Below are 25,074 nucleotides of genomic sequence, written 5' to 3' on the forward strand. Positions count from 1 at the left end.
GATGCCGCGTATGACAGCGAAAAGGTTCGTCAAACAGCTGAGCAGTCAGGAATCCTATTTATTTCCCCTATCAACCGCCGCAATAGCGAGGAACGGAAAGATGCCTATGGCCGGGTTCTTCCTGTCTTTTTGAAAACGAGGTTTGGCCAATGGCTGTTTGGGCTTCGCCGCGGGATTGAACGGGTATTTAATGAGTTAAAAAGTGATGGGGTGGAACAGCCGCGATGGTATGGATTTCATCGATATGTACTGCATGTGTTATGCTGTATCCTTATGCATAACTTCGAGTTTTTACTCTAGTTTTGCAACACCATCTACAGTAAAAATAAACACTCTAAAAAAAGTAATGTAGAATAATAGTATATTTGGTTTTACTTTTGTTTTTACTTTTGTGAATAATTGACATGGGCTGAATCCGTGTATCTCGCACTAGAGTTTCGTCTAAGACTCGTAAAAAATATAGGGAAACACCCCCATTCCGGTAAAAAACGTGCAAGTTTTTATTTAGTGTCGAGTAGAGTAATGGGAGATAGAAAGCTGAAGCCGCTTCCATTTGTAGTGGAAGCGGCTTATATTTTACGAAGCTTGTCCGTTCTCCGCGATTTTCGCGGATTTAAGCTGCGTGCGCAAAATCAATGATTGAATAATCGAAAAACAACCGCCGACAACCCAGTATAACGACAAGGCAGATGGGACAGAACTAGCACCCATAAAAATCATCACTGGCATAATATACGACATGATCGCCATTTGCGACATTTGCTGCTCCGACATTGAAGGCGATAGTCTCATCGAGATAAATGTCGTTACTGCAGCCAACACCGGCAAAATAAAATATGGATCGCGATGCCCTAGTTGCACCCATAAAAACGAGTGAAGCTTAATTTCTTCCGTGCGCCGAATGGCGTAATAAAGCGCCATAAAAATCGGCATTTGAATAAGAGCTGGCAGGCAGCCGCTCATCGGGTTGACCCCGTGCTTCTGGTACAGCATCATCATTTCTTGCTGAAGCTTCCGCTGCGTTTCTACGTCCGTGCCTTTATATTTTTCCTGAAGCTTTTGCATTTCAGGGCGAAGTTTCTGCATTGCCACCGCCGTTTTGAACTGCCTTAGCATTAAAGGCAATAAGCAAAAACGAATGATTAGCGTCAATGCGATAATCGCCAATCCATAATTTCCGCTAAATAAATGCCCTAATGTTAAAAGCAATTTAGACATCGGATAAACAAAGTAATGGTCCCATACTCCTTGACTATGCTCATTAATCGGGGCATTGCGGTTGCAACCGCTCAGTAGTGCTGCAATCATTAATAGAAAAAACAGCCATTTTTTCTTCATCATTGTATCCTCCTTGTTTGTTCAACTAATTAACGAAATAACAAGGAGCCGCCTTCCTTCCTCATCAGAAACATGCGATCGTTCGCGTGCCGGAACTTTGCGCTGTTTCGACACAAATAAACGATGAATCGGAAACGACGTGACACGATCATCTCGATGCTGACCGCGAGCATCGACATCGTAAAACAGCATTTGCTCAAGAAACACCTTATTTTTCTGATACTGGGTCACATAACATTTCATCGCCACCAAAAGCGCGCTGAATAGTGATAAATATGGCAATAAATCAAACGGTGTTTCCAATCCTTCCTACCTCTTTTCATTCAACATCCTTATGTACATAAACATAACAGATTCGGCCAAGAAAGAAAAGACGCGTGTCCACCTTCATTGGAATTAAAAGAACTGTTGAAAAAACGGGCGAAACGAACGAAGCCACTCCTCCAACAAATGGTACTGATTACCTATGTAAATCAATAATGCAAATGATCCGTAAAAGATCAATCTTTCAACTCCGCCACCCGTACGGTATAGCGGGATTTTATAGCGCTTCGTCTGAAACGGCCATAATAGCGGCACTCCTTGCACAGACAAAAGATCTTCTATAATATGAAACAAATATCCTAATATAGTTCCAACCGCAAATGCCGATGATGACTCGTATAAAACGACGAGAGCCACTGCCGCCCATATAAACAGAGAATGCGTCATGCCGCGATGACCGAATGCCTCCTTTACTTTACGAGACATTCCAAGCGAACGGCGTCCGACATAAGAGGTTGGTTCATCAATATCCGGAAGCAAGCTCCCTACTATAATCCCCGCTGTGTAACCTAGAGTAAACGACAACGGAGTTTGCGAAGCGACAGCCGCTCCGATGCACAAAGATGTTACAACATGTGTATGATAACGCAAGCTTCATCACCTACACGCACGTTTTCATTGATTATATCACAAAACGAACAAGCATCGATTTTTTATCAGGCGTTAACGATTTGCTGGCAATCTCTTTAGGAAGACTGTGATCTCACTGCCCTCCCTTTACTCTTTTAATACAAATACTGATTTTTTGTATGAGAAACGTAGCACATGAAACGGGTAACTTTCCAACAGATTATTTAATAAACTTAGATCCCTGTGCGGAAGTATAGGCGACATGATGCGCATCAAAATTTTTCTTTATTTTCTGAAAAAAAGAATGCAATTTATCATTTTTTCTCATATACATATATAAACATAAAGATAAGGGAGGGGTGTTATGTTTCGAAACTATGAAGATTTTTATCCGAGGTCTTTTATTCCGATAGGCGAAAGCGATCGATCCACTTTTTTGCAAACGTTTTCTGAAAATACCGATATGCTTTTGTTGGCAACGCATTGGTTCGTTGCTTTAGAAGGCTCGCCGATTCAGCCCAATAGCCACATCTACCATTGGAAAGTCGTAGTCTATCCAGCGACGGCTGACACAGTGTTTTATTACGACTATCCTCATTTTTCTTCTCCGCCGATTCAATCATTTCACGATGCTTCATTATTAGCTAAAGAGATCGAAACACAAATCAAAGCCGATGAGTTTTTATCAAAAAAACAACATTCACTGAAAGTTGTATAACCTTCCGATTTCTTCCCTCTTTTTTACCGGTTATTGTGAAATAACATACAAAATGTATTGATACATATTTAGTCGCCAGCTAAAAAACGGGGATGCCTCTTAATATAGTTTCCGTCACAATCCGCGAACGCCATATACCAAAAACGAGAGAGCGCTATTTCGCTCTCCAGATTATCGTTTACTGACATCGTTCAAAATATTTAGCGAGCGTAACAATCATCGCTCCCATTCGTTCTAGCTCCGGAGAAATGACGCGCTCAATCCCTTCTTCTCTAAGAGCCTCAGCCGTCACCTTGCCAACGGCACAAGCGACCACTTGTTCAGAAAAAGCGCGGCGCAACTGTTCAAGATCTTTGTTATCTTTCGCAAATGAAAAGAAAAAACGCACTTGCATCGCTGTTGTAAAGCAAACAGCATCGACTTTTTGCTCAACTACTTCGTTATATAATGTTTCAAGAACAGAACGATCCGGAGAAACGTGACGATAAGGAAGCAATTCTGTATAAAGCGCGCCACATTCCGAAAGAAATTGTTTTAACATTGGCGCTGTATCTCCATGCAATTGCACGACCGCTCGCTTACCTGCAAATGAAAACGGCTGAAGCGCACGGATTAACCCTTTTGTCGTTCCGTCACTACTTTCAGCAACCGGAGAAACATCGATTTTTTTTAGCGCACTTGTCGTTTTATAACCGCGAACCGCCACACGAGCTTGACGTATCGTGTCGAGCCATTCCTTTTTCATTCCCCCTCGCTCAGCCGCCGCAAGCAACGCGTCGGCACCTACACCAGTCGTAAAAATGAACCAATCTGGCTGCATGGAAATAATATCGCGAATTTCTTGTACTAGCTCGTCTTCTTTTGCAAATACTGTTCCTTGCGCCGGGCGGACGAGCGGAATGCCGCCTTGTTTTTCAATAATTGTTGTCATTTCGTCTAGTTTTCTTGACGCGCATAAAACAATCCGTTTTCCTTTCAACAGGAATCCCCCTTCCTTATTTGTTCCATTTTAAGCAATCATCGCTTATTGCGCAATAAAAAAGAACGACCCATTGGCCGCTCTTGCTCATTTATAACGTATGTATCAGCCCCTCGCTTCGCATGTCAAACGAACCGTAAATACGCGTTGGCTGAATCGATACAATATCATCTAAAGCAATATTCATTAATCTCATTCTCCGATTATACACAAACAATTTACGTGCGTCTTTATATAGTTTAACGGGCAAAAACGTCGCTTCTCCTTGACGCATTTTTATCTTAACAGGCTGCTTTTGCTGAATCCATTTAATCAGTTGTATATATTGATCCCCCGTCATAAGAAAATCCCCCTTTTCTTTCTGATACACTAAAATTATAAAAAAGAAAGCGAAGAACAATAAACAAAAAAAAATCAACAAATTCCTAATAAAAAAGGGTGAATATTGTCGTTTATTCGGGTTGTGTTGAAAAATCGTGATTTATGTCAAAATAACTCTAATGATTCCCTCTTAACATTTGACATCTTTTTTGTTTACAATGAAATAGTCTAGTACACGCTGTCGAAACGCGAAAGAAGGTGCTCTTTAATGCTGGCCATTTTGAAAGATTTTTTGTTAAATTTATTTTTTATTCTTGCGCCTATTTTTGTCGTGCCATTATGGCTTGAAGAACGGAACGTACCGAAACAATTGAAAAAACATATATTAACATTTTCCTTTGCCATCACCACACTCCTCTGTATGGCCTTTCCGATTGGCACCGACACAGAGCACATCTATGATTTGCACCAAATTCCCCTTTGGCTCGGAGGTTTATATAGGGGAGCGTTCGTTAGCTTCTTGCTTTGCGCGCTGGCAATTGGATACCACATGCTTTTAGGGGAAGGCGGATGGATCATTACTGTTCTTTCCTCTCTTGTTATTATGTTCGTCAGCATCGTTTTGTCAAAATATTTTTTATCGCTATCCGCAAAACAGCGCATCTTGCTTGCGTTTGTATTGTCTGCTCTCTCCGGCATGCTAACAGTTATTTTGGATGAAATGGCTTTCGCTTCTCTGCCATTTTGGTCTTCTTACTTAGTCATTCAACCGCTCAGCATGGCAGTCGCTTGTTATTTAAAGGAAATGCTTTATAAAAATAGCTCGTTGCGCAAACAAATTATTCGTGCAGAAAAAATGGAAGTCGTCAGCCATTTGGCAGCTTCCATTTCTCATGAGGTACGCAACCCTCTTACCGCTGCTCGAGGATTTATGCAGCTCCTTGAACAAAGCCATTTGTCTCTAGAAAAAAGGAAGCAATATATACAAATCGCCATTGAAGAATTGGACCGCGCTGAATCCATTATTACTGATTATTTGACATTTGCAAAACCTGCTCCAGAATGCGTCGAAAAGCTAAATGTGAAGACAGAAATCGAACGTGTGATTGATTTATTACGTCCGCTTGCTAATATGAACAGCGTCGAAATCCAATCATCACTCATTCCGTTTCATGTAAAAGGAGAACGCGAAAAATTCCAGCAATGTTTGTTGAATATTATGAAAAATTCGATCGAAGCAATGCCGAACGGCGGAACGCTCGATGTTTATGTCTCTATTGAACATGACCAAATTTTAATTCGCATTAGCGATACGGGAATCGGCATGACGAAAGAACAGATTGATCGACTGGGCGAACCTTATTTCACGACAAAAGGAACAAAAGGAACAGGGCTTGGCATGATGGTCGTATACCGCATTGTCGAATCGATGGACGGAACAATTCATATTACTAGCGAAGTCAATAAGGGAACTACCGTTTGTATTTATTTTCCAATAGCACAATTGAATCGAAGCGAAGCGATCAACAAAAAGAAAAATGTTCTTTTTATATAGTTTTTTGCTTACTATATAGCTTGTATATTACAATAAAAATAACATACATACTGTAACAAGGAGAACAGTGATTGCTATGATTCATTTGAAAACAGAAAGAGAAATCCAATTGATGCGTGAAGCGGGACAGCTGTTAGCTGCCTGTCACCAAGAAATCGCAAAGCTGATCCGACCAGGAATCACGACAATGGAAATCGACCGCTTCGTTGAAAGCTTTCTTGACAAGCACGGAGCCAAACCAGAACAGAAGGGGTACAAAGGTTACTCTTATGCAACATGCGCCTCGATCAACGATGAAATATGCCACGGCTTCCCGCGCAATGAACCGTTAAAAAGCGGAGATATCGTCACCATCGACTTCGTGGTCAATTTACATGGAGCGCTTGCGGATTCAGCGTGGACATATGCTGTGGGAGAAATTAGCGAGAGAGTAAAAACGCTGCTCTCTGTCACTGAACAGTCGTTATATAAAGGAATTGAGCAAGCCATTCCTGGAAACCGAGTTGGTGATATTGGCCATGCAATTCAAACATACGTCGAAGCACATGGTTTTTCTGTCGTTCGTGACTTTACTGGTCACGGTATCGGACCGTCGATTCACGAAGAGCCTTTTATTCCGCATTTTGGGGAAAAAGGAAAAGGACTGAGATTAAAGGAAGGAATGGTCATTACCATCGAACCAATGGTCAACATGGGGCAATGGCAAAGTAAAATGGATCGCAACGGTTGGACAGCAAGAACAGTGGACGGTTCCTATTCGGCACAGTACGAGCATACGATTGCAATCACAAAAAACGGTCCGTTGATTTTAACGACTACCGATCAATAGGGCTCCCCCGCTTTTGGGGCAGTCCTATTGATTTTTTTATCTTCTCATCCTTCCCATACTTTCACAAAAAACGTGCGCTGCCGCGGACCATCGTACTCGCAAAAATAAATCCCTTGCCATGTCCCCAAAAGGAGCTTGCCATTTGTAATAATGACGTGCTGTGACGCGCCAACCGTGCTGGCTTTCATATGCGCCGCTGTATTTCCCTCGGCATGCTGGTCAAGCGGATGGCGCCACGGATACGTTTCATCAAAGCGGCGTATCATATCGCTTTTTACATCCGGATCAGCATTTTCATTAATCGTAATTCCGGCTGTTGTATGCGGACAATATACAATTGCGAGCCCTTCTGCTACCCCCGATTGACGTACTGTTTCCTCCACAAAACGAGTAATATCGATCATCTCATCCCGCTTCGTCGTTCGAATCGAAAATGACTGCAACACGATGTACCACCCCATATCAATTATTTGTCATGTATAAGCCGTTTTGCTACTCTTACATTATAACGCACGCAAAAAGGGAAGGGAAAATGATGAAGCGATATGAAAATTTAGATCGTGTCCCAACGAAAAAAACGTTCGCCGATTTTCGTCGCTGGCAAAAAGAACGGAAAGGTAAACAAAAAGATCTTTCGTATCGGGTGCCTCATGTTGATCCGCCGGAGCATGAACGGCTTCGTACGAACCGCTCAAAAACGTTGCTCTCTTGGATCGGACACTCGACATTTATCATTCAGTTAAACGGCCTTACAATCGTAACAGATCCCGTCTGGGCGAATCGAATGGGAACAGCAAAAAGGCTGACAGCTCCTGGTATTCCTATTGAAGAGATGCCGCCTGTAGATGTTGTTCTTATTTCTCACGGACATTATGACCATTTACATTTTTCTAGCATTCGAAAGCTGAAAGGAAATCCGCGCTTTTTCGTTCCTGCGGGACTTGGCCGCTTATTTTTACAAAAAGGCTATTCAAATGTTGTTGAATGCTCTTGGTGGGATACCGTGGCACATAATGACGTGACCTTTACCTTTGTTCCGGCTCAACATTGGACAAGGCGATCGTTGTTTGACATGAATACATCACATTGGGGAGGTTGGGTTATTCAGGCAGACGACCGACCAACGTTTTATTTTGCTGGGGACAGCGGCTACTTCCGCGGATTTCGTGAAATCGGGGAACGATTTTCGATCGATTATGCTCTCTTGCCCATCGGCGCCTATGAACCGGAATGGTTTATGGGACCTCAACATGTCACCCCTGAAGAAGCGATACAAGCTTTCCTTGATTGCCAGGCGAAAATCTTTATTCCGATGCATTACGGTGCGTTCAGGCTTGCCGATGATACGCCAAAAGAAGCGCTTGACCGCCTGCTTTCAGAATGGGAGCGGCATCGTCTCGAAACAGAACGGCTCCAATGCTTAAAGTTAGGAGAAGTGTTGGAGTGCGACCACTCTCCATAAAAAAGCCCTTATCTGTTCTAAAGATAAGGGCTTTTGGTGCATTGATCTCATTTCTTAACCGACCACTATAAAAATTTTTATCTATCGTAACCGCGAAATACGTACGGCTCTTCCGGCTGTCTGATCGTATGCCAAGACTTTACCTCAACATACGGAATAGTTGCGTTATACGGTTGGTAATAAATCGTTGACAATTTCCCTTTGATGTGAACCCATTCATCATTTTTCAAATGAGGCGGCTTTGAAAACTGCGTTAGCAATCCGTAGACGCCGGAATCAGCCACACAATGAATAATACCAAATCGCAAAATAAACAATTGGTTTTGATTCGTTGTCTCATCATGATAAACAAAACCGTCAAATTCAATTTCCCGATCGCTGAACTCTCCTGGGAATTGGTAAACGGTTTCGATCGCCTTTAAATAATTTTCATCATTTAGCACAAGGCGGCGCTGTTTCCCGAAATACGACAATTCTTTTTGCATCAAGTCATTGTATCCATCTTTATCGTAATAAATGCTTGTATCCGGACGGAGAAATTGTCGTTGTACTGTTGGGTCCTCACTTTTTGTATCGAACCCCGGGATATGGAAGCCTTTCGCTTTGACAATGTCCGAATCCAGCGTAGCAATTGGAAATAAGAGAGCAGAAACAATTGGAAAAATAAATACCATATAATTAAGTGCCCGCTTCCATTTTGGTGATTCTTCATCATGATGGTGACAGCATCCATCATGACAATGATGCTCCTTCTCTTTTCGGTTCGCGATGACAAACTGGACAATTGTCAGGAAAGCAAAAAGAAAAATAGCACTGAACGACAAATAAGAATAACGCATATTAATATACTTACTTATGTCGCCGGTAGCATGCAGATGAAAAAACAAAAAGGCAAACCCAAGCAAAATATATGTCCGTAGCATCCAACCACCTCCCTTTAAATAAATAACGAGCCGATAAATACAAAGACGGTGATATAAGCAATTAGTACTAATACAAAACGAGTTTTAAATGACTGGAAAAGCATTAGCGTATTTTTAATATCTAGCATTGGACCGTACACTAAAAACGCGGCTAACGCCCCGAACGAAAATGTATTTTGGAACGACGACGCGATGAACGCATCCGCTTCTGAACATAATGATAACACAAACGCCAGCGCCATCATGACAAGCGATGACGTCGCTTTACCATGACCGATTGCTAAAAATATCGATGTTTTTACATACGTTTGCATAGCGGAAGCAATGAACGCACCGATAATTAAATATTTTCCCGATGCAAAAAACTCATCGACCGCATGCTGGAGCGTCCCCATCCATTTCTCCTTTAATGTCTTGGAAGAGACGGATGAAATCACCTCTTTTTTCCGGAGTTGGTCGTCTTTATATTGCACAGACAATATCAATCCGATGATAACAGCAACAATACAAGAAAAAATGGAACGGTAAAGCACCATTTTTATGTTGCTGCCAAACGCAATGTAAGTGGAAAATAACACGATTGGATTGATGATAGGCCCCGTAAGCATGAACGGAATCACCGCATGTAACGGAACTCCTTTTGCGACTAAGCGCCTTGTAATCGGCACGATCCCGCATTCGCACGCGGGAAACAGAATGCCAATCAGCGCTGAATACAGCACGGCCAACACTTTATTTTTCGGCACCCATCTTTGCACCATTTCTTCTGTTACAAACATTTGAATAATTCCTGAAATAAATACGCCGATTAAAACAAACGGCATCGATTCTATTAAAATGCTAACAAAAATAGTATTCAGCTGCAGAAAAGATTTCATGCGGCTTCTCCTTTTCTTTTTCTTTAAAAATAGAACCTACAACGATTTATTTTATCATGGTCTCTATTATGTTTCATGAGAATTTAGTGAAATATTGTCATAAAAAAACAGGGCTATATTTGCCCTGTTTTCCTCTGAATCTCCTACTCTTTTACTTCTTTTTTCAATAGTCCGACCATAATCGCTGTCACAAAAGAGCCAACTAAAATCGCAAGTATATATAACCATGCGCTTCCTTTCACGATTGGAATTACGAAAATCCCGCCGTGCGGCGCAGGAAGACCGATTTTAAACAGCATCGTCAGCGCTCCTGCAATAGCCGATCCAACGATAATCGAAGGAATCACGCGCACCGGATCGGCAGCCGCGAATGGAATCGCCCCTTCAGTAATAAAGGATGCTCCCATAATATAACATGTTTTTCCTGCCTCGCGCTCAGCCTTTGTAAATTTATTTTTAAACAATGTCGTAGCTAACGCCAATCCTAACGGCGGTACCATTCCTCCTGCCATAATGGCTGCATGCGGCGCATAATTTCCAGCATCAATCATCGCAAGACCGAATGTAAACGCTGCCTTATTGATCGGCCCCCCCATATCGACAGCCATCATTCCGCCCAGAATGAAACCTAATAACACGAGGTTTCCTGTGCCCATATTTGTAAGCCAATGCTTCATTCCGTCATTTAACGCTTTTACTGGATCAATGACTACATACATCATAACAATACCTGTTAACAAAACACCAAATAACGGATAAATTAATACGGGTTTAATTCCCTCAAACGATTGCGGCAAGCGGCTAAATAGCTTTTTTAGACCAACGACTAAGTATCCTGCTAAAAATCCAGCGATTAATCCTCCTAAGAAGCCAGCTCCCCCGTTTGCCGCCATAAATCCGCCCACCATTCCCGGCGCAAAACCAGGACGATCAGCAATACTCATCGCAATAAACGCAGCCAGTACCGGAATCATTAACGCAAATGCGCTGCCGCCACCAATATCCATTAATGTCTTGGCTATTGGATGAAAAGAAGGATCTTTCGGATCGAAAGCTTTGATTCCGAAAGTGAATGAAATGGCGATCAGAATCCCCCCGCCAACGACGAACGGAAGCATATTTGATACACCGTTCATCAAATGTTTGTAAAATCCTGTGCGTCCTTTTGTAGGCAATGTCTCTCTTTTCGCCCCATATCCTTGGTAAATCGGCGCATCTTGCTTTAGCGCTTGTTCAATCAGTCGCTCCGGCATGCGAATCGCATGAGCGACCGGCACCTGAATGACATGTTTTCCTCTAAAACGTTCCATTTCAACTTGTTTATCCGCTGCCACAATCACGGCAACCGCTTCTTCAATATCATTCGTTGTCAGTTCATTTTTAACTCCGCTAGAACCGTTTGTTTCGACTTTGATATCGACATTCATTTCCTTTGCTTTCGCTTTTAACGCGTCAGCGGCCATATACGTATGCGCGATCCCAGTTGGGCAAGCGGTAACCGCTACAATTTTCTTTCCTGACGAAGCCTTCTCTTCGCTTTCGTTCCCTACTTCCTCTTCTTTCTGAGCGATTATATGAAGCAGTTCTTCTTCCGATGAAGCGCTTTCAATCCGCGAACGAAACGAAGCATCCATCAACATCGACGACAAGCGGGAAAGCGTTTCTAAATGCGCCTGATTCGCTCCCTCTGGAGCCGCAATCATGAAAAATAAATAACTCGGCTTCCCATCTAAAGAATCGTAATCAATTCCGTTTTTAGAACGGCCAAAGGCAACCGCTGGGCGTTTCACCGCTTTTGTTTTGGCGTGGGGAATGGCAATCCCATCCCCGATTCCTGTTGTACTTTGCGATTCGCGGGCAAAAATGGCGTCTTTAAACGCTTGCAAGTCATTTAATACACCTGCTTGATCAAGCGTTCTGGCAAGCTCGTCAATGACTTCTTCTTTCGTTCTTGCTTTCACATCAAGAACAATTGTGTCCCGAGTTAATAACTCTGTCATTTTCATCTATCCCATTCCCCCTTCGATGCGAGTAACTTTTACTTTATGAAACAGCTGCTCGACCTTCTCTTTTGTACATAAATCATGCGAAAATGCTGTGGCGCTTCCCGCTGCTACACTATAAGCAAACGATTCTTCTATGTTCTTGCCGCCTGTATATGCCGCTAGAAATCCTGCAACCATCGAATCGCCGGCTCCGACCGAATTTCTTACCGTTCCTTTCGGCGCCTCCGCCAATAGCGCTACGTCTTGGTTGAAAAATAATGCGCCTTCATCAGCCAATGAGACAATCACATTTTCTACTCCTAGCTCGACAAGCTTAAATCCATATGTAATTGCCTCCTCCTTCTTATGAAGAACCGTATCAAACAACTCCCCTAATTCCCGGTGATTCGGCTTTATAAAAAACGGTTTGTATTTGATCCATTGTTTTAAAGCGTCCCCGCTCGTGTCCACCGCCACTTGAACATTCATTGCTCTTGCTGTATTGATGATTTTTTGTTCAAAACTTGTTGAAACAGATGAAGGAATACTCCCAGCTAAGACGAGAACGTCACCGCTTTGCAACGATTGAATTTTATGGATGAGTTCCGCTTCCCACTGCGGGGAAATCATTGGTCCGCAGCCGTTGATTTCCGTCTCTTTCCCATGTTTGAGCTTAATGTTGATTCTTGTATTTCCGGGTACTTTGACAAAATCGAACCGAATGTTTTCGCGCTGCAATTCATCTTCAATATATTTTCCGGTAAATCCGCCAATAAAGCCTAAAGCGGTATTATCTACCCCAAGGCGTTTCAATACGCGTGAAACGTTAATCCCTTTCCCGCCTGGGAATATAGTCGTCTTTGTTGCCCGGTTCAGCTCGCCGATGTGAAAGTCATCAACCTCCACAATATAATCAACAGAAGGATTCAACGTACATGTATAAATCATTTTGTCACAACCTCTATTACGGTTTTAGCTTCGTATAGTTCTAGCAATTCTGCATCTAGTTCGTCTGTAATAATCGCCGCAGCTTGCAAATCAGCAATTTTCGCAAATGTACTTTCATTGATTTTCGAATGATCGGCTAAAACATACGCTTGTCGAGAAAGCTTGATCGCCAAACTTTTAACCATCGCTTCTTCCGGATCTGGTGTTGTGTATCCGTATTCAAAATGAACTCCGTTTACACCGATAAAGCATTTATCAAAACTATAATTTTCTAACGAGCTCAACGCTCCTCGGCCAATAAGCGCTTTTGTTTTCTTTTTAATCATTCCGCCAAGTAAATACGTTGGGATCTCCTTTTCTAGTAATGCATCTAAATGGGTCACTCCGTTTGTAACAACAATGATGTCCCTCGCATTTAAATGAGGAATCATTTCGAGCGTTGTCGTCCCTGCGTCTAAATAGATGCAATCGCCATCTTGTACAAGACTAGCCGCATATTTGGCGATGATTCGTTTTTCATCAATGTTTTTCATCGATTTTTCAAGCACGCTCAGCTCTTCTCGTTTTTGATGCAACAACGCCGCACCGCCATGAACGCGACGCAGCTTTTTTTCTTTCTCTAACTGGCTTAAATCCCGACGAATCGTCGACTCCGAAGATGACGTAGCTTCCACAAGTTCCTGCAATTTCACCACTTTTTTTTCTTCTAATAGCTCTAAAATGAGGCGATGCCGTTCCTCCGTCAGCACCTCTTCACCCCCTCATAAGATCAAGTAAGTGTTTACACCTTTATCATATAGTAAGTTTTTTTAAAAATCAATCATAAACATTCATAAGCAATCAAAATATTTCATAGTTAAACTGAAAATCAATCATAATCATTCAAATATTTTTGTGTTTTGTTCGAAAACTAAAGAAGGTTGTTAATGAAAACAACAACCGCAGCCGCACTCACATCACTTCCAAGTCCGTAAAAAACAAAAACACTTGCCATTAACACAGGCAAGTGCTATACATCAATGAGACATTTGCTCTTTAGATGCGACAAATACTTCGTTTCAATCATTTCGGCAAATGTTTCCGCATAAACAGGGTCAAACTGGGTTCCAGCACATTTTCTTAATTCGACAACGGCTTCTTCGAATGTTTTCGTACGTTGATAAGGCCGTTCAGTCGTCATCGCATCAAACGAGTCAATCACGCACAAAATGCGCGCTAATTTAGGAATTTCTTCTCCTTTTAACCCGTACGGATAACCTTTTCCGTCGTATCGTTCATGGTGAAGTTCGACAAGAGGAAGCAAATCGTCGAACCGACGGTCTGAGGCCAAAATCTCTTTTCCCCATGTAACATGCTTTTTAACAATCTCCCATTCATGCGGTTCTAGCTTTTCTTTTTTATTTAAAATATCACGCGGCACTTCTAACTTTCCGATATCATGAATGAGCGCGCCTAAAATGAGCGTTTGCTTTTCATGTTCGTTCAAATCAAGCATTTCACTAAATTCAAGGGCATACGTAAACACTCGTTTACTATGGCGATACGTATAAACGTCTTTTGATAAAAAAATTTTGAGCTGCTGCTCCATCGCATCTAAATCTTCTTTAAACTCGATCGCACTCAAACTAATATTTTTCTCATCATATATTTGCACATTGTTTTTTCCTTGCGCCTTCGCATAATACATTGCTTGGTCAGCTCTATGAATTAACTCACCGCTGTCATAAATGCCCTTTTCATACTCGGCAATTCCGCAAGAAAAAGAAAGGCAGCGGTAAGGAATATATTCAACCCCAGGAAAATATGTGTCATTCACTTTTTTACGCAATTGATTCAAAAATAAAAACGCTTGCTCTTTTGTCGTGCTCGGCATTAACACGGCAAACTCTTCACCGCCGTACCGTGCCACAACATAGTTTTTCTCCTTCGTCTCCGTCTGCAATAAATCTCCAAAAAATTTCAGCAATTCATCACCGCGCAGATGACCGTTGCAATCATTATATTTTTTAAAATCGTCCAAGTCTATCAATGCAAGGCAAAGAGGTTGGTGTAGTACCCTTGCATCTGAAAATTTTTCCTTTAATGTTTCTTTAAAAAACCCGTGATTGTATAGACCCGTTAAATGATCTTTATTAGCTTGCTCGGAAGCATGTTGGTATAATTTCAAAAATTTCCTAAATACAAACGATAATAATGTTACTAAAACAGTAAATAAAAATAAACCAAAGTATCTTTGCTCATTGAGTAGAATAGCTAAAACTAAAGAAAGAAGCAAAGTCACAAAGTAGCTTACAGTAGATTCTAGCAATACTCCCATATCGAAAGCGCCTCTAAAAATTTGCCCCGAAAACAAGAAAAATAGAAACATTAACGTAACATTGATACTAAAATACACTACTAAGCTAATCATATATGGAAATAAGTTGCGTATATTTATATCACCGATTTGACCATCAAATAAAGAAAAGGAATAATATGCTCCTAATATCATGAAACAATACATTGAAAAGTTAAATAGATGCCTCCATAAAGACATTTTATGTTTAGAAAATAATTCTACAATACTACAAAGAAGAAGAACTATTAATGCTAGATGTGTTCCATACAGAAACAAAGTAGCTAAATAAACAGCTGAATCCATTGAAAATGAATTATCTTTGGGAGGAAGGTTAATTAGAAAAAAATTCAACAAAGTAATAGAACCAGACAACATATAAACTAATACCCAATCCTCTAGAGATTGAGTACGAAAATTACTCTCTAACCAAAACACAAATATTCCTGACAATGAAATAATGGAGGTATACAGTTTTTCATAATTTTTTACCTTTAAACATCTGCTGAAAAACATTCGAAATCACTCTCGTTTATTTTATAAAATACTAAGAAGGAAGAGTACATTTTCTCTTCCTTTTAAAAATCAGCCCCCAAGTTTATATCCCGACGTCAACGCCACAATAACAGACCCAATGATGAATAGGTTGATCAACACTTTTTTCACTGTTGCGTTCATCCTTTTCACCTCCCTTCATGGACTGGTTGGTGCGATGATTGGTCATGATGCCCATCCACCATGAGATGTTGAATAAAGATAAACGCCCCCACGTTCATGATGACATCGCCGATGCTGATTACTTGTTGGCGCGGGTATGGCGGAGAGAGCGGAATAATGTCGCCTAAAAATGGAAGCCATGTTGACGCAGTGATCGCTTCGTGTTTTCCATATACCCCTGCCTTAAGCGCTTCTATGTATTCATGGCCCAAAAATTGCGCCGCTTCGAGCGAAACGGGCATTCTTCCGCCGTTTAGCGACATAACGACAAAATTTAACAAAACTCCGGCAAAAATAACGATAAATCCCGGCTGGTGCCGATTCAGCCATAGAAAAACAAGTCCAATTACATAGATTGCTAGAAACAATCCGTTGCTAAATCGAGCAACAACTTCTATTTTATTTTGCAATATGAAAATAAAAATTTCAATCCCTAACAAAATTGGAAACAACCATCCGCCGCGAAGCTTCATATTCGCAAGCCCTTTCAAGCTTCCTCCGCGAAAAAATCCAATTAACAATGACAAGATAATTCCATCGTAGACCATGATTCGTTCTCCTTTAATCTTCTACGTGAACAATTATTCTTAAAATTCAATGTTTTCTATATATACAAAAAATTATACCACTTATACACATTAAATCTATTTTTCTATACTCTTGTAAATAGGTCTTCGCGCCTAATTTGACAGAAAAAGGACAAATGTCGAGTATATTTGTCCTTTTTCCTGTTTCTAGCTGTAAACGAGCCATTTATTGATTTTTCATGTTTGCATGACAAGAGGAGCATCCGTCGGACAACGAACAGCTGGCGCATGCTCCTTTTGTGCTTTTTCTTATATGGCGCACAAGCATCCAGCCGGCATATAGGAAAATCAATCCACCAATTGCAATATCAGCAATCATATGTTTCCCCTTCTTTCAATAAAGCTATGAAAATCCTAATAGCTTTCCGCCTTCATAAATTGAAAAAGCAATGATATAGGCGATGCATAATGCATAGCCGATTGAAAAAAACATCCATTTATTTGAAGCCGTTTCTTTTCGAATCGTTGCGACTGTTGCGAGACAAGGAACGTAAAGAAGGACAAACGCCATGAAACTAAACGCTGATAGCGGCGTAAAATAATGCGCCATCAACCCTTGTAGTGTATCAGCATCTTTCGCATGGTAAATAATATTCATCGTCGAAACGACAACTTCCTTCGCTAGGAAGCCAGTGATTAACGATGCACCCGCCTGCCATGTGCCAAAGCCAAGCGGCGCTAAAATAGGTGCGAGCACCCCGCCGATCGCTGCTAAAAAGCTATCATCCATTGAAACATTCAAACCGCCTGGGCCGACATAAGACAAGAGCCAGATCGCAACAGATCCTCCAAAGATAAATGTTCCTGCCTTCCGAACAAATCCTTTTCCTTTATCCCATGTGCTTCGCCATAAAGTGAGCAATTGCGGCATGCGGTACGGCGGCAATTCAATCACAAATACCGAGTGCTCATTTTTTAGTAAAGTGGTAGAAAATAATTTTGCCAGCAACAGTGCTACAACAATGCCAAGGATGTATAACGAAAAGACGACAAGCGCCTGATGCGATTTAAAAAAGGCGCCAACGAACAACGCATACACCGGCAGTCTTGCCGAACACGACATAAGAGGAAGCAACAAGATCGTCAGCAACCGTTCACGCGGCTGTTCAATTGTCCGAGCAGCCATCACTCCTGGTACGTTGCAGCCAAATCCGATAATCATAGGGATAAATGCTTTTCCGTTTAATCCGATTGATTCCATCAACCGATCCATCACCATTGCCACGCGCGCCATATATCCCGAGTCTTCTAAAAAAGAAATAAAAAGGAATAAAATAAAAATTTGCGGAACAAATACGAGCACGCCGCCGACCCCGGCAACGATCCCGTTTAAAATCAACTCTTTCAAAAAAACAGATGCGCCTAAGGCAGATAACAATCGAGAAAGCATATTCGTTAACGGTCCGGAAAAAAACTGGTCAAGCAAATCAGCAAGCGGCGAGCCAAGCCAATCAAAAGTGAGCATAAACATGATATACATAAATAAAAGAAAAATAGGAATCCCTAAATACTTGTTAGTGACAATCGCATCAATTTTCTCCGTCCATGTGTACGCTTTCTCTCTAGCGATCGTGATCGTTTGTTTCAACACATCGGCAATGAACATTTCCCGAATGTGATGAATCGATTGCCGAATGGAACCTGTAGGTTGAATTAGGCGAATGTTTTCTTCTACCATCTCGCGAATAGAAACGAGCGGTTTCATATCGATTTGTCCCTGTAAATACTCACATACCCTTTCATTACCTTCAAGAAACTGCAAAGCGAGCCATCGCTTTGAGATTCCATTTGGTTCTGGCAAACAACAGACGATTTTTTCAATAGCCGCTTCAATCGCCTCGCCGTATGAAAGTGTAAAACGCTGCTCGTATTGCTGCGGTGCGGTCATCACATCCACTAACTCCTCAACACCTTTGCCGCTTCGAGCCACGACCGGTATAACCGGCACATGAAAACACTCAGATATTTTATTGATATCGATTTTCATTCCATGGCGCTCGGCCACATCGATCATATTTAAGGCGATCACAAGCGGCTTGCCGAACTCGAGCAGCTGAATCGTCAAATGCAAATTCCTCTTTAACTGAGACGCATCAACAATATTTAAAATCGCCGAAAACGGCTCTGTCAACAAAAAGTCAGTCGCTACTCCCTCGTCTCGAGAAAGCGGATGGAGCGAATAAATTCCAGGTAAATCGACCACCCTGGCTTTTTGATTGCGCAAAATTCCTACCTTTTTTTCGACCGTTACTCCACTCCAATTCCCGACATATTCGTAAGAGCCAGTCAGATTATTAAATAACGATGTTTTTCCTGTGTTCGGATTGCCAAATAACGCGATTTGTGACATGTCTTACTCCACTCCAATACACGCTGCTTCCTTCCTGCGTAAACAAATGCACTGTCCCGATACCTCGACCATGACTGGTCCACCGAACGGCATTGTGCATTTCAAGCACACTTCTTCCCCTTCATGAACACCCATATCAATTAACCGCTGTTTCAGCTTTTCATTCATCAACGATAAGTTTGTAATGATTGCTTTCTTACCGGGCTGCAAGTCGGTAAGCACCATTGCTGCTTCCTCCTAAATAATATTGATAATTCTTCTCAACCATAGCTATTTTTATCATACTACAAAATAAAAGTTTATGGGTATCCTTTCTTTTGCATTTTCATATCGTTTTTTCACTAAATGTTCCATTTTTGAACTACTCCCACTTTCACTTCGTTTCAAAGTGGGAGATTCCTACGAACACCGAAGCCTCCTTCGGTTCTCTTAGTAGGCGATCCCCGTCGTCCCAACGGTTCCGTTGTCTAACACGACAACAAGCGCAGTCCTTCTTTTAGAATATTGATACTCGCGTTCTGATCCCGATCGTGATGGGTTCCACAAGATGGACATTCCCATTCACGAAGGTTCAGATGTTTCACCTCTTGGTGTTGGTAGCCACAGCACGAACAGAGTTGGGAAGAGGCAAAGGTCTTCGATACAACGACCACTTGTTTCCCGTACCATTTCACTTTGTACTCCAACATGGTGCGAAATTGTGACCAAGACACTTCGTGAATCGCTTTGGCTAATGAGTGGTTCTTCATCATGTTGGACACTTGCAACTCTTCCAACGCAATGATGTCGTGGTTTTTGACGATCTGCGTTGAAATTTTTTGCAAGTAATCGATTCTTGTGTTGGTGATTTTTTCGTGAATGCGAGCCACTTTGATGCGTTGCTTATACCAATTCGAGGAACCTTTGACCCGTCTGGACAAGGTACGCTGGGCCCGAATGAGTTTTTGTTCCATGTTGCGCAGCCATTTTGGGTTTTCAAATCGTTCGCCCGTTGAAAGAATCGCCAGCTCTTTCAATCCTAAGTCGATTCCAACCGCTGAACCCGTTTTGGGAAGAGGATGCACGTCCGTTTCCACCAAAATAGATACAAAATATTTCCCGCTTGGGTTCCGTCTAACCGTAACAGATAGGATACGACCTTCCACTTCACGACTTTTGGCCAAACGAACAAGACCGAGTTTCGGGAGTTGGATGTGTTTTTCTAATACAGCTATGTTTCCATTCGTGTACTTAGTGGTATACGATTGAACCTGATTCTTTTTAGACTTGAAGCGCGGTGGATCGTTTTGCTTCTTAAAAAAGCGAGAAAAAGCATCCGCGAGGTGTTTCAGGGAAGATTGAAGAGCTGTGCTGTCCACCTCTTTTAACCAGACCCATTCTTTTTTTAGTTGAGTGAGTTGGGAGGAACAAGTGTGGTACGACCATCCTTTACCAGTTTCCTTATAGGTGCGATCCCATTTTTCTAGAAAATAGTTATACACAAATCGGCAACAACCAAACGTCTTTTTAATGAGCTCTTCTTGTTTTAGGTTGGGATAGAGACGAAATTTGTAGGATTTGTGAATCCTCATGACGTTCCCCTGCCTTGATGTGGTGATATACATATTATACCATAACTGAATCTATCTTTATATCATTCTAGAGCCTTGTCCGAAGGCGATTCCTCTCCCGCCTACTCACGTTCGTTCCTTGAGGTGGGAGTCTTCTCGCCTAAAATGATAAAAACGGACAGGGATTATACAGTCGATTTAACATAATCCACCGAGAAGTCTCCCCCACATCGAGGATAGGTGGGAGAGATTCATCACCGGTTTATTCTTTAACTGGTTTGATTGGAAACATCATTCGTTCCGCCAGCTGAGGAACGTCAATAAATGGATTTCGGTTTCCTTGAATGAGAAAAATAGCTTGATTTCGATGTTTTTCATAAATCGTAACAGGAAACTGTTTGTGCCAACGTACTAACAATAGGATATCAATTTTTCTGCGAAACGCTTTGGCGATCTCTGTCGGATAGCGCAGCAGAAAATACAACATCGCCCGAGCAACTGTCCCTTTGCCGTATTCCGGTTCAAACCAGCCATTATCGGCTACACCGCAGTGGTTTTGAATTCGCTCATCCGGAGATTCCGGTTCATAAAATGGAAAATCAGCGTATGGAAAATTCGAGCGTACCGTATTGCATTTAGGCTGACAAACGAAAAGGTGATGCAAATCCCCTTTCATCGGCTCCCTCGACCCAAACCACGACTGGGGAACAACGTGCTCTGTATTAAATTTCAACTGCTGCTCAATGCCGCGTATTTTTTGTTCAATATTAAATTCATTTTTTCTCATTTTCTTTAACAACCGCTGAAACTCTTCGTATCTTTTTCTTATAATCTCGTAATCTTGCAAAATTACTGTTTCCGGGTCTTTCTTTTCCCCGGAATAAATGCTTCTAACCGAACCATCAGGGTGAAGGTCCACCCATGTATATAAATACTCGTCCTTGCTAAAAAAATAAGGCAAGCGCCGCTTATGCGTCCGCGTCACAAGTTCATGATATTTAACAAAAAGAGCCAATCCATCTTGTTCGTTCGTAACTTTTCTGTAATACCGCTCCATTGCCCGTTTGTCTTTCGGCTCGTCGTAATATACGGCCACATTCGTTTGAATTTGTTGTTGATTCTCCCTTAGCAACATCAGCTGAGCATCATAATCTTCGTACTGCCACTGCTTGAGCTCCTGCACACTTTTTAACAAATGCCGCTCATCTGCCATCTGTCTCTCCACCGCCTTTAGGAGATGTACCCATTTGTATTCGCATTAGGTATACCACCATTATATCAGAAAGAGAGACTCCGCCTTGCTCTCTAAAAAAATTTGTCAGCAGACGCAACTTCTTTAGCACGCACTTGCTTTCCGTAAGAAATGAATAGCGTCATTAGAGGCAAGCTCCATAAAAAAATAGCATATGGCATGTAAGAAAGAACAGGAACTTTCGTGATCGTGCTGCACATAATGGCAAGGATGCTCCAAGGAATTAAACCGGGAAACAGCATCGTCGAATCAGCCATAATTCTCGCTAACTCTTCACGGGAATAATTTTTTTGCCAATGAAACAAAAACGAACGGCCTGTTAAAATGATTGGCAATGTTTGATTGCATGCTACAACAGCAATGAAAAGCGATGCCACAATCGTTCTCCATGAATAGGAAACGAGCGACCGAGCATCCGCCAGCCATCGATTTAAAAACGGCTGAACAAGCTGCAATTCCTCCAATATGCCATTATAGACGCCCGCTACGGCGATAAATAATAATAAAAACAACATCGAATGAACTCCCCCGCCTAACCGTTCCCCGCCGATCCATAGATGATTTACAATTGCAAGCGCAGGTACCCCTCTTAATAGCGCAACGGCCGCTGCACAGCAGATGCTGCTTAGAAAAGCGTACTTAATTTTGATGCGAAAACAAACAAGCGTTAGAAGCACCGCGGGCGGCATAAGGGCAATGAATAACTCCATACCGCCGTTTGCTGAAATATGCGGCGAAAAAGCAGCAGACGATGCGGGAATCATCATAGAATCAAACAATGCATACAAGGCAGCACTCAGTCCGACGGCAAGAATCGTTGTCGGCAACAGCTTGCGCAATTGACGGTATAGAGGCACTTCCACCGTATGCGCCAAAAGCTGATAGGCGCTCGAAAAAATAGATGTCCTGTCGCCGACAAACGCGCCGGAAATGAGCGCCCCTGCTACGATATCAAGCGGCAGATGAAGCGAAGAAGCAGCGCTTATAATCGGAATCCCGAGCGCGCTTAACGAACCGACAGCGGTGCCTAACAAAAGCGATGTCAGCACCATAAATAAAAACGCCAAAAATAAAAAGTGATCCTTTGATAAAAAATGCAAAAAAAGGGCGACCATTTCGTTAATTGTCCCACTTAACTCCCACATTGGCAGCAACATGCTCACAAAAAGAAGAATAATGATCACTTCCTTTGTTTTCATCGCTCCGCGTAATCCCATTAACATAAGATCACGGGTGCCAACTCCTTTTTTCTTGCATGCAGCGATTAAAAATAAAAGGCCGGGAGTAAATCCAATAAGCAATGTGATATGGCATACAACAGAAATAAAAATTCCCAACAATGTGGTCAGCAATAAGCCGAGCATTTCCCGATTGGAAAACGAAATATCGTACGTCATAAAGCCCCTCTCCGTTTTTAGCTGATTTGGTTATTATTCATCATACAAAACAAAAATGTATTTTTCCATATTTATTCACAGCAAAAAAGTCTAGTTTGCGCCTGCAAACTAGACTTTTTACTGTATCATCTCATCACAAACGACATGACACCGAACAATACGGCCGCCAGTCCGGCTGCTATGAACGAAGGGACGATTTTTGTGCGAGCATACTCGATCACCGGCAAATCTAAAATTGTACACAACGTTACCGTATTATCGCTAAGCGGGGAGGCAAAAGCGCCAAATGTGCCGCTGGCAAATACAGCTCCAATCACTAATAAAATGTTTGTTCCCGACTCATGGGCGAGCGTCACACCAAGCGGCATTAACAATCCCCACGTTCCCCACGATGAGCCGATAAAATAAGAAATAAGAGCACCTAACAAAAATAACACAGGAGCTACAAAGTAGTGCGGAATCCATCCTTTCACATGGTCGGTAATATACTCGGAAAACCCTAGATCTTCTGAAATAGCAGATACCGCCCAAATGAGCGCCAGCATTAAAATAACAGACATTAGTTCGTTTCCGCCTTTAACAAAATGTGTCAAAAGATCAGCGAGCTTGAATTTTTGTACTAAAAAATAAACAACCGTGACAATTACAGTGATCATTAGCGCTTCTAACATGACACCGAGGGCATCGCTGCGCAGAAACGCATCAAAGAAACTCGTGGCGCCTTTATGTCCATCCCACCAGCTCAAAAAAAGCGTCAACACTAAAACAATGGAAAGCGGAACGATTAAGTTCCATGGCTTAATCGGCGTGTCCTCCTCAAACGCTTCAGGGCACGACTCTAAATCTTCTTCCCCTTGCGCTTCATTCGGACTTTCTCCTGCCTCAGTTGCCGCTTCCATCAGGACGGCTCTATTCCATTTTTGCACATCTTCGGCTGTTTTCGCTTTTTTTGAGTATTTAAAAAAACTATAATATAGACCGACGATAATGATAGTAAATGAAAAAAAGTTAAACGGGATGCTTTGAACGTACACGCTGTACGCTTTCTCGTGAATCCCTGCCGTCTTTAATGCCTTGTCAATGACCGATACCATATAGCCGACAAACGCGGTAGCGAGCGGAATTAGCGCCACGACGGGATTCGATGTGACCTCGATTGTAAACCCAATTTGCTGAGAAGATAAATGCAGGCGCTTCTTGAGCGCTTTCATGATTGGAGCGATCGTTACAATCCGAAAATCCGGATCGCTAAACGTCACCATCGTTGAAATCCACGTCAGAAGTAAAGCGCTTCTTGCCGTTTTGACCTTTTTGCTTACAAGATGAACAAATCCTTTAATTCCCCCGGCATATTTAATCATGCTGATAAGACCGGCGAACACATATAGGAAGATTATGATCCGAATGTTGTTTGTCTGCATTAAATTATTCACAGTGTAGGAAAGCATCGTTTTTAAACCGCCAAGCAAAGTAGGGTCCACTAAATAACTGCCAAGAAGTAGCGCAACGAACAACCCCGGAATGACTTGTCTCGTCCATATCGATAACGGAATTACTACTAAAAACGGGAGAAGAGCTTTCCAAGATGGCTCCATATTTTACAGCTCCTTTTCTTAAAAAATCAGTCCACCCTCTAATGTTTAGTATGGTGCATATAGAGCCAACGTATTCTCTCTCCCAGTTTTGTTATTAGCTACCCGCGAAACCGAAAATGTGCATTCATTTGCCCTTTTAACATTTTCTCCCTCAGCTCTTTTGTCAATTCCCTGCGAATTTCTTGTGTTGTGACCCCTTCTTCTCTCTTGTCCGCAATATCCATTAGCCGCTCGACATCATCAAAGGAATATTTTCGCGCCCCTCTCGAACGATCTGGAAAAATCAACTTCCGCTCTTCATAATAACGAATTTGCCGCTGCGACAGCCCAGTTAGCTCGCTGACAACCCCGATTGAAATAACTTTTTTCAATTTATAAGAATCATCCTTGCCCTTCATTCCAATTCTCCCTTCGGTAAATTTATTAACATAATTATATAAGTTTTTATTTAAACTCGTTAC

The 25,074-nt window shown here is 42.0% G+C and carries 26 protein-coding genes; 5 read left to right on the top strand and 21 right to left on the bottom strand.

Annotation, left to right across the window (positions count from 1 at the left end):
• On the top strand, nt 1–300 hold a 300-nt coding region (locus tag N667_RS18790), incomplete at its 5' end, for a transposase (RefSeq protein WP_035099055.1).
• Between the two features lie 276 nt (nt 301–576).
• Here the strand turns inward: N667_RS18790 and yidC are convergent.
• From yidC to N667_RS0114900, 3 genes are all read right to left on the bottom strand, one after another.
• Nucleotides 577–1,338 (bottom strand): membrane protein insertase YidC, encoded by a 762-nt coding sequence (yidC, locus tag N667_RS0114890; protein WP_027410300.1) that lies wholly within the window; start codon nt 1,336–1,338, stop codon nt 577–579.
• A 21-nt stretch (nt 1,339–1,359) separates the two neighbouring features.
• Entirely contained in the window at nt 1,360–1,641 is a 282-nt protein-coding gene (locus N667_RS0114895) for a hypothetical protein (RefSeq protein ID WP_027410301.1), read from the bottom strand.
• 93 nt (nt 1,642–1,734) lie between these two features.
• Nucleotides 1,735–2,253: a metal-dependent hydrolase gene (locus N667_RS0114900; protein ID WP_027410302.1), complete on the bottom strand. Its 519-nt coding sequence runs from the start codon at nt 2,251–2,253 to the stop codon at nt 1,735–1,737.
• Between the two features lie 343 nt (nt 2,254–2,596).
• Between N667_RS0114900 and N667_RS0114905 the strand changes: the two genes are divergently transcribed.
• Nucleotides 2,597–2,950, top strand: coding sequence for a hypothetical protein (locus tag N667_RS0114905; RefSeq protein ID WP_027410303.1), 354 nt, complete (start codon nt 2,597–2,599; stop codon nt 2,948–2,950).
• A 178-nt stretch (nt 2,951–3,128) separates the two neighbouring features.
• Here the strand turns inward: N667_RS0114905 and N667_RS0114910 are convergent, their stop codons facing one another.
• Entirely contained in the window at nt 3,129–3,929 is an 801-nt protein-coding gene (locus N667_RS0114910) for a uroporphyrinogen-III synthase (protein ID WP_027410304.1), read from the bottom strand.
• A 91-nt stretch (nt 3,930–4,020) separates the two neighbouring features.
• Nucleotides 4,021–4,269 carry a hypothetical protein gene (locus tag N667_RS0114915; RefSeq protein ID WP_027410305.1) on the bottom strand — a complete coding sequence of 83 codons (249 nt, stop codon included), beginning with the start codon at nt 4,267–4,269 and terminating at the stop codon, nt 4,021–4,023.
• A gap of 249 nt (nt 4,270–4,518) precedes the next feature.
• On the opposite strand from N667_RS0114915, the gene N667_RS0114920 reads away from it, so the two are divergent.
• Nucleotides 4,519–5,805, top strand: coding sequence for an ATP-binding protein (locus N667_RS0114920; RefSeq protein ID WP_027410306.1), 1,287 nt, complete (start codon nt 4,519–4,521; stop codon nt 5,803–5,805).
• A gap of 76 nt (nt 5,806–5,881) precedes the next feature.
• Nucleotides 5,882–6,634 (top strand): type I methionyl aminopeptidase, encoded by a 753-nt coding sequence (gene map, locus N667_RS0114925; RefSeq protein ID WP_027410307.1) that lies wholly within the window; start codon nt 5,882–5,884, stop codon nt 6,632–6,634.
• Between the two features lie 44 nt (nt 6,635–6,678).
• Here the strand turns inward: map and N667_RS0114930 are convergent, their stop codons facing one another.
• The gene (locus N667_RS0114930; RefSeq protein ID WP_027410308.1) at nt 6,679–7,080 is read right to left on the bottom strand and encodes a secondary thiamine-phosphate synthase enzyme YjbQ; all 402 of its coding nucleotides are present in this window, start codon (nt 7,078–7,080) and stop codon (nt 6,679–6,681) included.
• Nucleotides 7,081–7,166: 86 nt separating this feature from the next.
• Between N667_RS0114930 and N667_RS0114935 the strand changes: the two genes are divergently transcribed.
• A complete protein-coding gene (locus N667_RS0114935) occupies nt 7,167–8,096 on the top strand; it encodes an MBL fold metallo-hydrolase (RefSeq protein ID WP_027410309.1) in 930 nt (309 codons plus the stop codon).
• Between the two features lie 77 nt (nt 8,097–8,173).
• On the opposite strand, the gene N667_RS0114940 is transcribed toward N667_RS0114935, so the two are convergent.
• From N667_RS0114940 to N667_RS0115015, 15 genes are all read right to left on the bottom strand, one after another.
• Entirely contained in the window at nt 8,174–9,019 is an 846-nt protein-coding gene (locus N667_RS0114940) for a TIGR03943 family putative permease subunit (RefSeq protein WP_027410310.1), read from the bottom strand.
• A gap of 14 nt (nt 9,020–9,033) precedes the next feature.
• Nucleotides 9,034–9,897 (bottom strand): permease, encoded by an 864-nt coding sequence (locus N667_RS0114945; protein WP_027410311.1) that lies wholly within the window; start codon nt 9,895–9,897, stop codon nt 9,034–9,036.
• A 143-nt stretch (nt 9,898–10,040) separates the two neighbouring features.
• Nucleotides 10,041–11,903: a PTS fructose transporter subunit IIABC gene (locus N667_RS0114950; RefSeq protein WP_027410312.1), complete on the bottom strand. Its 1,863-nt coding sequence runs from the start codon at nt 11,901–11,903 to the stop codon at nt 10,041–10,043.
• Nucleotides 11,904–12,830 carry a 1-phosphofructokinase gene (pfkB, locus tag N667_RS0114955; RefSeq protein WP_027410313.1) on the bottom strand — a complete coding sequence of 309 codons (927 nt, stop codon included), beginning with the start codon at nt 12,828–12,830 and terminating at the stop codon, nt 11,904–11,906.
• On the bottom strand, nt 12,827–13,579 hold the full coding sequence (locus tag N667_RS0114960; protein ID WP_027410314.1) for a DeoR/GlpR family DNA-binding transcription regulator: 753 nt from the start codon (nt 13,577–13,579) through the stop codon (nt 12,827–12,829). Before N667_RS0114960 ends, pfkB begins: the two co-directional genes overlap by 4 nt.
• Nucleotides 13,580–13,839: 260 nt before the next feature.
• A complete protein-coding gene (locus N667_RS0114965) occupies nt 13,840–15,681 on the bottom strand; it encodes a diguanylate cyclase (RefSeq protein WP_035099058.1) in 1,842 nt (613 codons plus the stop codon).
• Nucleotides 15,682–15,848: 167 nt separating this feature from the next.
• Nucleotides 15,849–16,430: a DUF5317 domain-containing protein gene (locus tag N667_RS0114975; protein WP_027410316.1), complete on the bottom strand. Its 582-nt coding sequence runs from the start codon at nt 16,428–16,430 to the stop codon at nt 15,849–15,851.
• Between the two features lie 205 nt (nt 16,431–16,635).
• Entirely contained in the window at nt 16,636–16,788 is a 153-nt protein-coding gene (locus tag N667_RS19560) for a FeoB-associated Cys-rich membrane protein (protein ID WP_084279244.1), read from the bottom strand.
• 24 nt (nt 16,789–16,812) lie between these two features.
• Nucleotides 16,813–18,819, bottom strand: a complete 2,007-nt coding sequence (feoB, locus tag N667_RS0114985; RefSeq protein WP_027410317.1) for a ferrous iron transport protein B — start codon at nt 18,817–18,819, stop codon at nt 16,813–16,815.
• Between the two features lie 3 nt (nt 18,820–18,822).
• Nucleotides 18,823–19,044: a ferrous iron transport protein A gene (locus N667_RS0114990; RefSeq protein ID WP_027410318.1), complete on the bottom strand. Its 222-nt coding sequence runs from the start codon at nt 19,042–19,044 to the stop codon at nt 18,823–18,825.
• Between the two features lie 242 nt (nt 19,045–19,286).
• Nucleotides 19,287–20,390: an IS200/IS605 family element RNA-guided endonuclease TnpB gene (tnpB, locus tag N667_RS0114995; RefSeq protein ID WP_027410319.1), complete on the bottom strand. Its 1,104-nt coding sequence runs from the start codon at nt 20,388–20,390 to the stop codon at nt 19,287–19,289.
• Between the two features lie 241 nt (nt 20,391–20,631).
• Entirely contained in the window at nt 20,632–21,582 is a 951-nt protein-coding gene (locus N667_RS0115000) for an endonuclease I family protein (RefSeq protein WP_027410320.1), read from the bottom strand.
• Nucleotides 21,583–21,674: 92 nt separating this feature from the next.
• Nucleotides 21,675–23,018: a Na+/H+ antiporter NhaC family protein gene (locus tag N667_RS0115005; protein WP_027410321.1), complete on the bottom strand. Its 1,344-nt coding sequence runs from the start codon at nt 23,016–23,018 to the stop codon at nt 21,675–21,677.
• 125 nt (nt 23,019–23,143) lie between these two features.
• Nucleotides 23,144–24,613, bottom strand: coding sequence for a Na+/H+ antiporter NhaC family protein (locus tag N667_RS0115010; protein ID WP_027410322.1), 1,470 nt, complete (start codon nt 24,611–24,613; stop codon nt 23,144–23,146).
• A gap of 98 nt (nt 24,614–24,711) precedes the next feature.
• Nucleotides 24,712–25,011, bottom strand: a complete 300-nt coding sequence (locus N667_RS0115015; RefSeq protein ID WP_027410323.1) for a MerR family transcriptional regulator — start codon at nt 25,009–25,011, stop codon at nt 24,712–24,714.
• Between the last annotated feature and the right edge of the window lie 63 nt (nt 25,012–25,074).

Source organism: Anoxybacillus tepidamans PS2 (assembly GCF_000620165.1).
Classification (GTDB): domain Bacteria; phylum Bacillota; class Bacilli; order Bacillales; family Anoxybacillaceae; genus Anoxybacteroides; species Anoxybacteroides tepidamans_A.

Excerpts from the sequence above, each read along its gene's own strand:
- yidC (WP_027410300.1), bottom strand. The coding sequence starts at position 1,338 with ATGAAGAAAAAATGGCTGTTTTTTCTATTAATGATTGCAGCACTACTG.
- N667_RS0114905 (WP_027410303.1), top strand. The coding sequence starts at position 2,597 with ATGTTTCGAAACTATGAAGATTTTTATCCGAGGTCTTTTATTCCGATA.
- N667_RS0114915 (WP_027410305.1), bottom strand. The coding sequence starts at position 4,269 with ATGACGGGGGATCAATATATACAACTGATTAAATGGATTCAGCAAAAG.
- N667_RS0114920 (WP_027410306.1), top strand. The coding sequence starts at position 4,519 with ATGCTGGCCATTTTGAAAGATTTTTTGTTAAATTTATTTTTTATTCTT.
- map (WP_027410307.1), top strand. The coding sequence starts at position 5,882 with ATGATTCATTTGAAAACAGAAAGAGAAATCCAATTGATGCGTGAAGCG.
- N667_RS0114935 (WP_027410309.1), top strand. The coding sequence starts at position 7,167 with ATGATGAAGCGATATGAAAATTTAGATCGTGTCCCAACGAAAAAAACG.
- N667_RS0114940 (WP_027410310.1), bottom strand. The coding sequence starts at position 9,019 with ATGCTACGGACATATATTTTGCTTGGGTTTGCCTTTTTGTTTTTTCAT.
- N667_RS0114945 (WP_027410311.1), bottom strand. The coding sequence starts at position 9,897 with ATGAAATCTTTTCTGCAGCTGAATACTATTTTTGTTAGCATTTTAATA.
- N667_RS0114950 (WP_027410312.1), bottom strand. The coding sequence starts at position 11,903 with ATGAAAATGACAGAGTTATTAACTCGGGACACAATTGTTCTTGATGTG.
- pfkB (WP_027410313.1), bottom strand. The coding sequence starts at position 12,830 with ATGATTTATACATGTACGTTGAATCCTTCTGTTGATTATATTGTGGAG.
- N667_RS0114965 (WP_035099058.1), bottom strand. The coding sequence starts at position 15,681 with ATGTTTTTCAGCAGATGTTTAAAGGTAAAAAATTATGAAAAACTGTAT.
- N667_RS0114975 (WP_027410316.1), bottom strand. The coding sequence starts at position 16,430 with ATGGTCTACGATGGAATTATCTTGTCATTGTTAATTGGATTTTTTCGC.
- N667_RS19560 (WP_084279244.1), bottom strand. The coding sequence starts at position 16,788 with ATGATTGCTGATATTGCAATTGGTGGATTGATTTTCCTATATGCCGGC.
- feoB (WP_027410317.1), bottom strand. The coding sequence starts at position 18,819 with ATGTCACAAATCGCGTTATTTGGCAATCCGAACACAGGAAAAACATCG.
- N667_RS0114990 (WP_027410318.1), bottom strand. The coding sequence starts at position 19,044 with ATGGTGCTTACCGACTTGCAGCCCGGTAAGAAAGCAATCATTACAAAC.
- tnpB (WP_027410319.1), bottom strand. The coding sequence starts at position 20,390 with ATGAGGATTCACAAATCCTACAAATTTCGTCTCTATCCCAACCTAAAA.
- N667_RS0115000 (WP_027410320.1), bottom strand. The coding sequence starts at position 21,582 with ATGGCAGATGAGCGGCATTTGTTAAAAAGTGTGCAGGAGCTCAAGCAG.
- N667_RS0115005 (WP_027410321.1), bottom strand. The coding sequence starts at position 23,018 with ATGACGTACGATATTTCGTTTTCCAATCGGGAAATGCTCGGCTTATTG.
- N667_RS0115010 (WP_027410322.1), bottom strand. The coding sequence starts at position 24,613 with ATGGAGCCATCTTGGAAAGCTCTTCTCCCGTTTTTAGTAGTAATTCCG.
- N667_RS0115015 (WP_027410323.1), bottom strand. The coding sequence starts at position 25,011 with ATGAAGGGCAAGGATGATTCTTATAAATTGAAAAAAGTTATTTCAATC.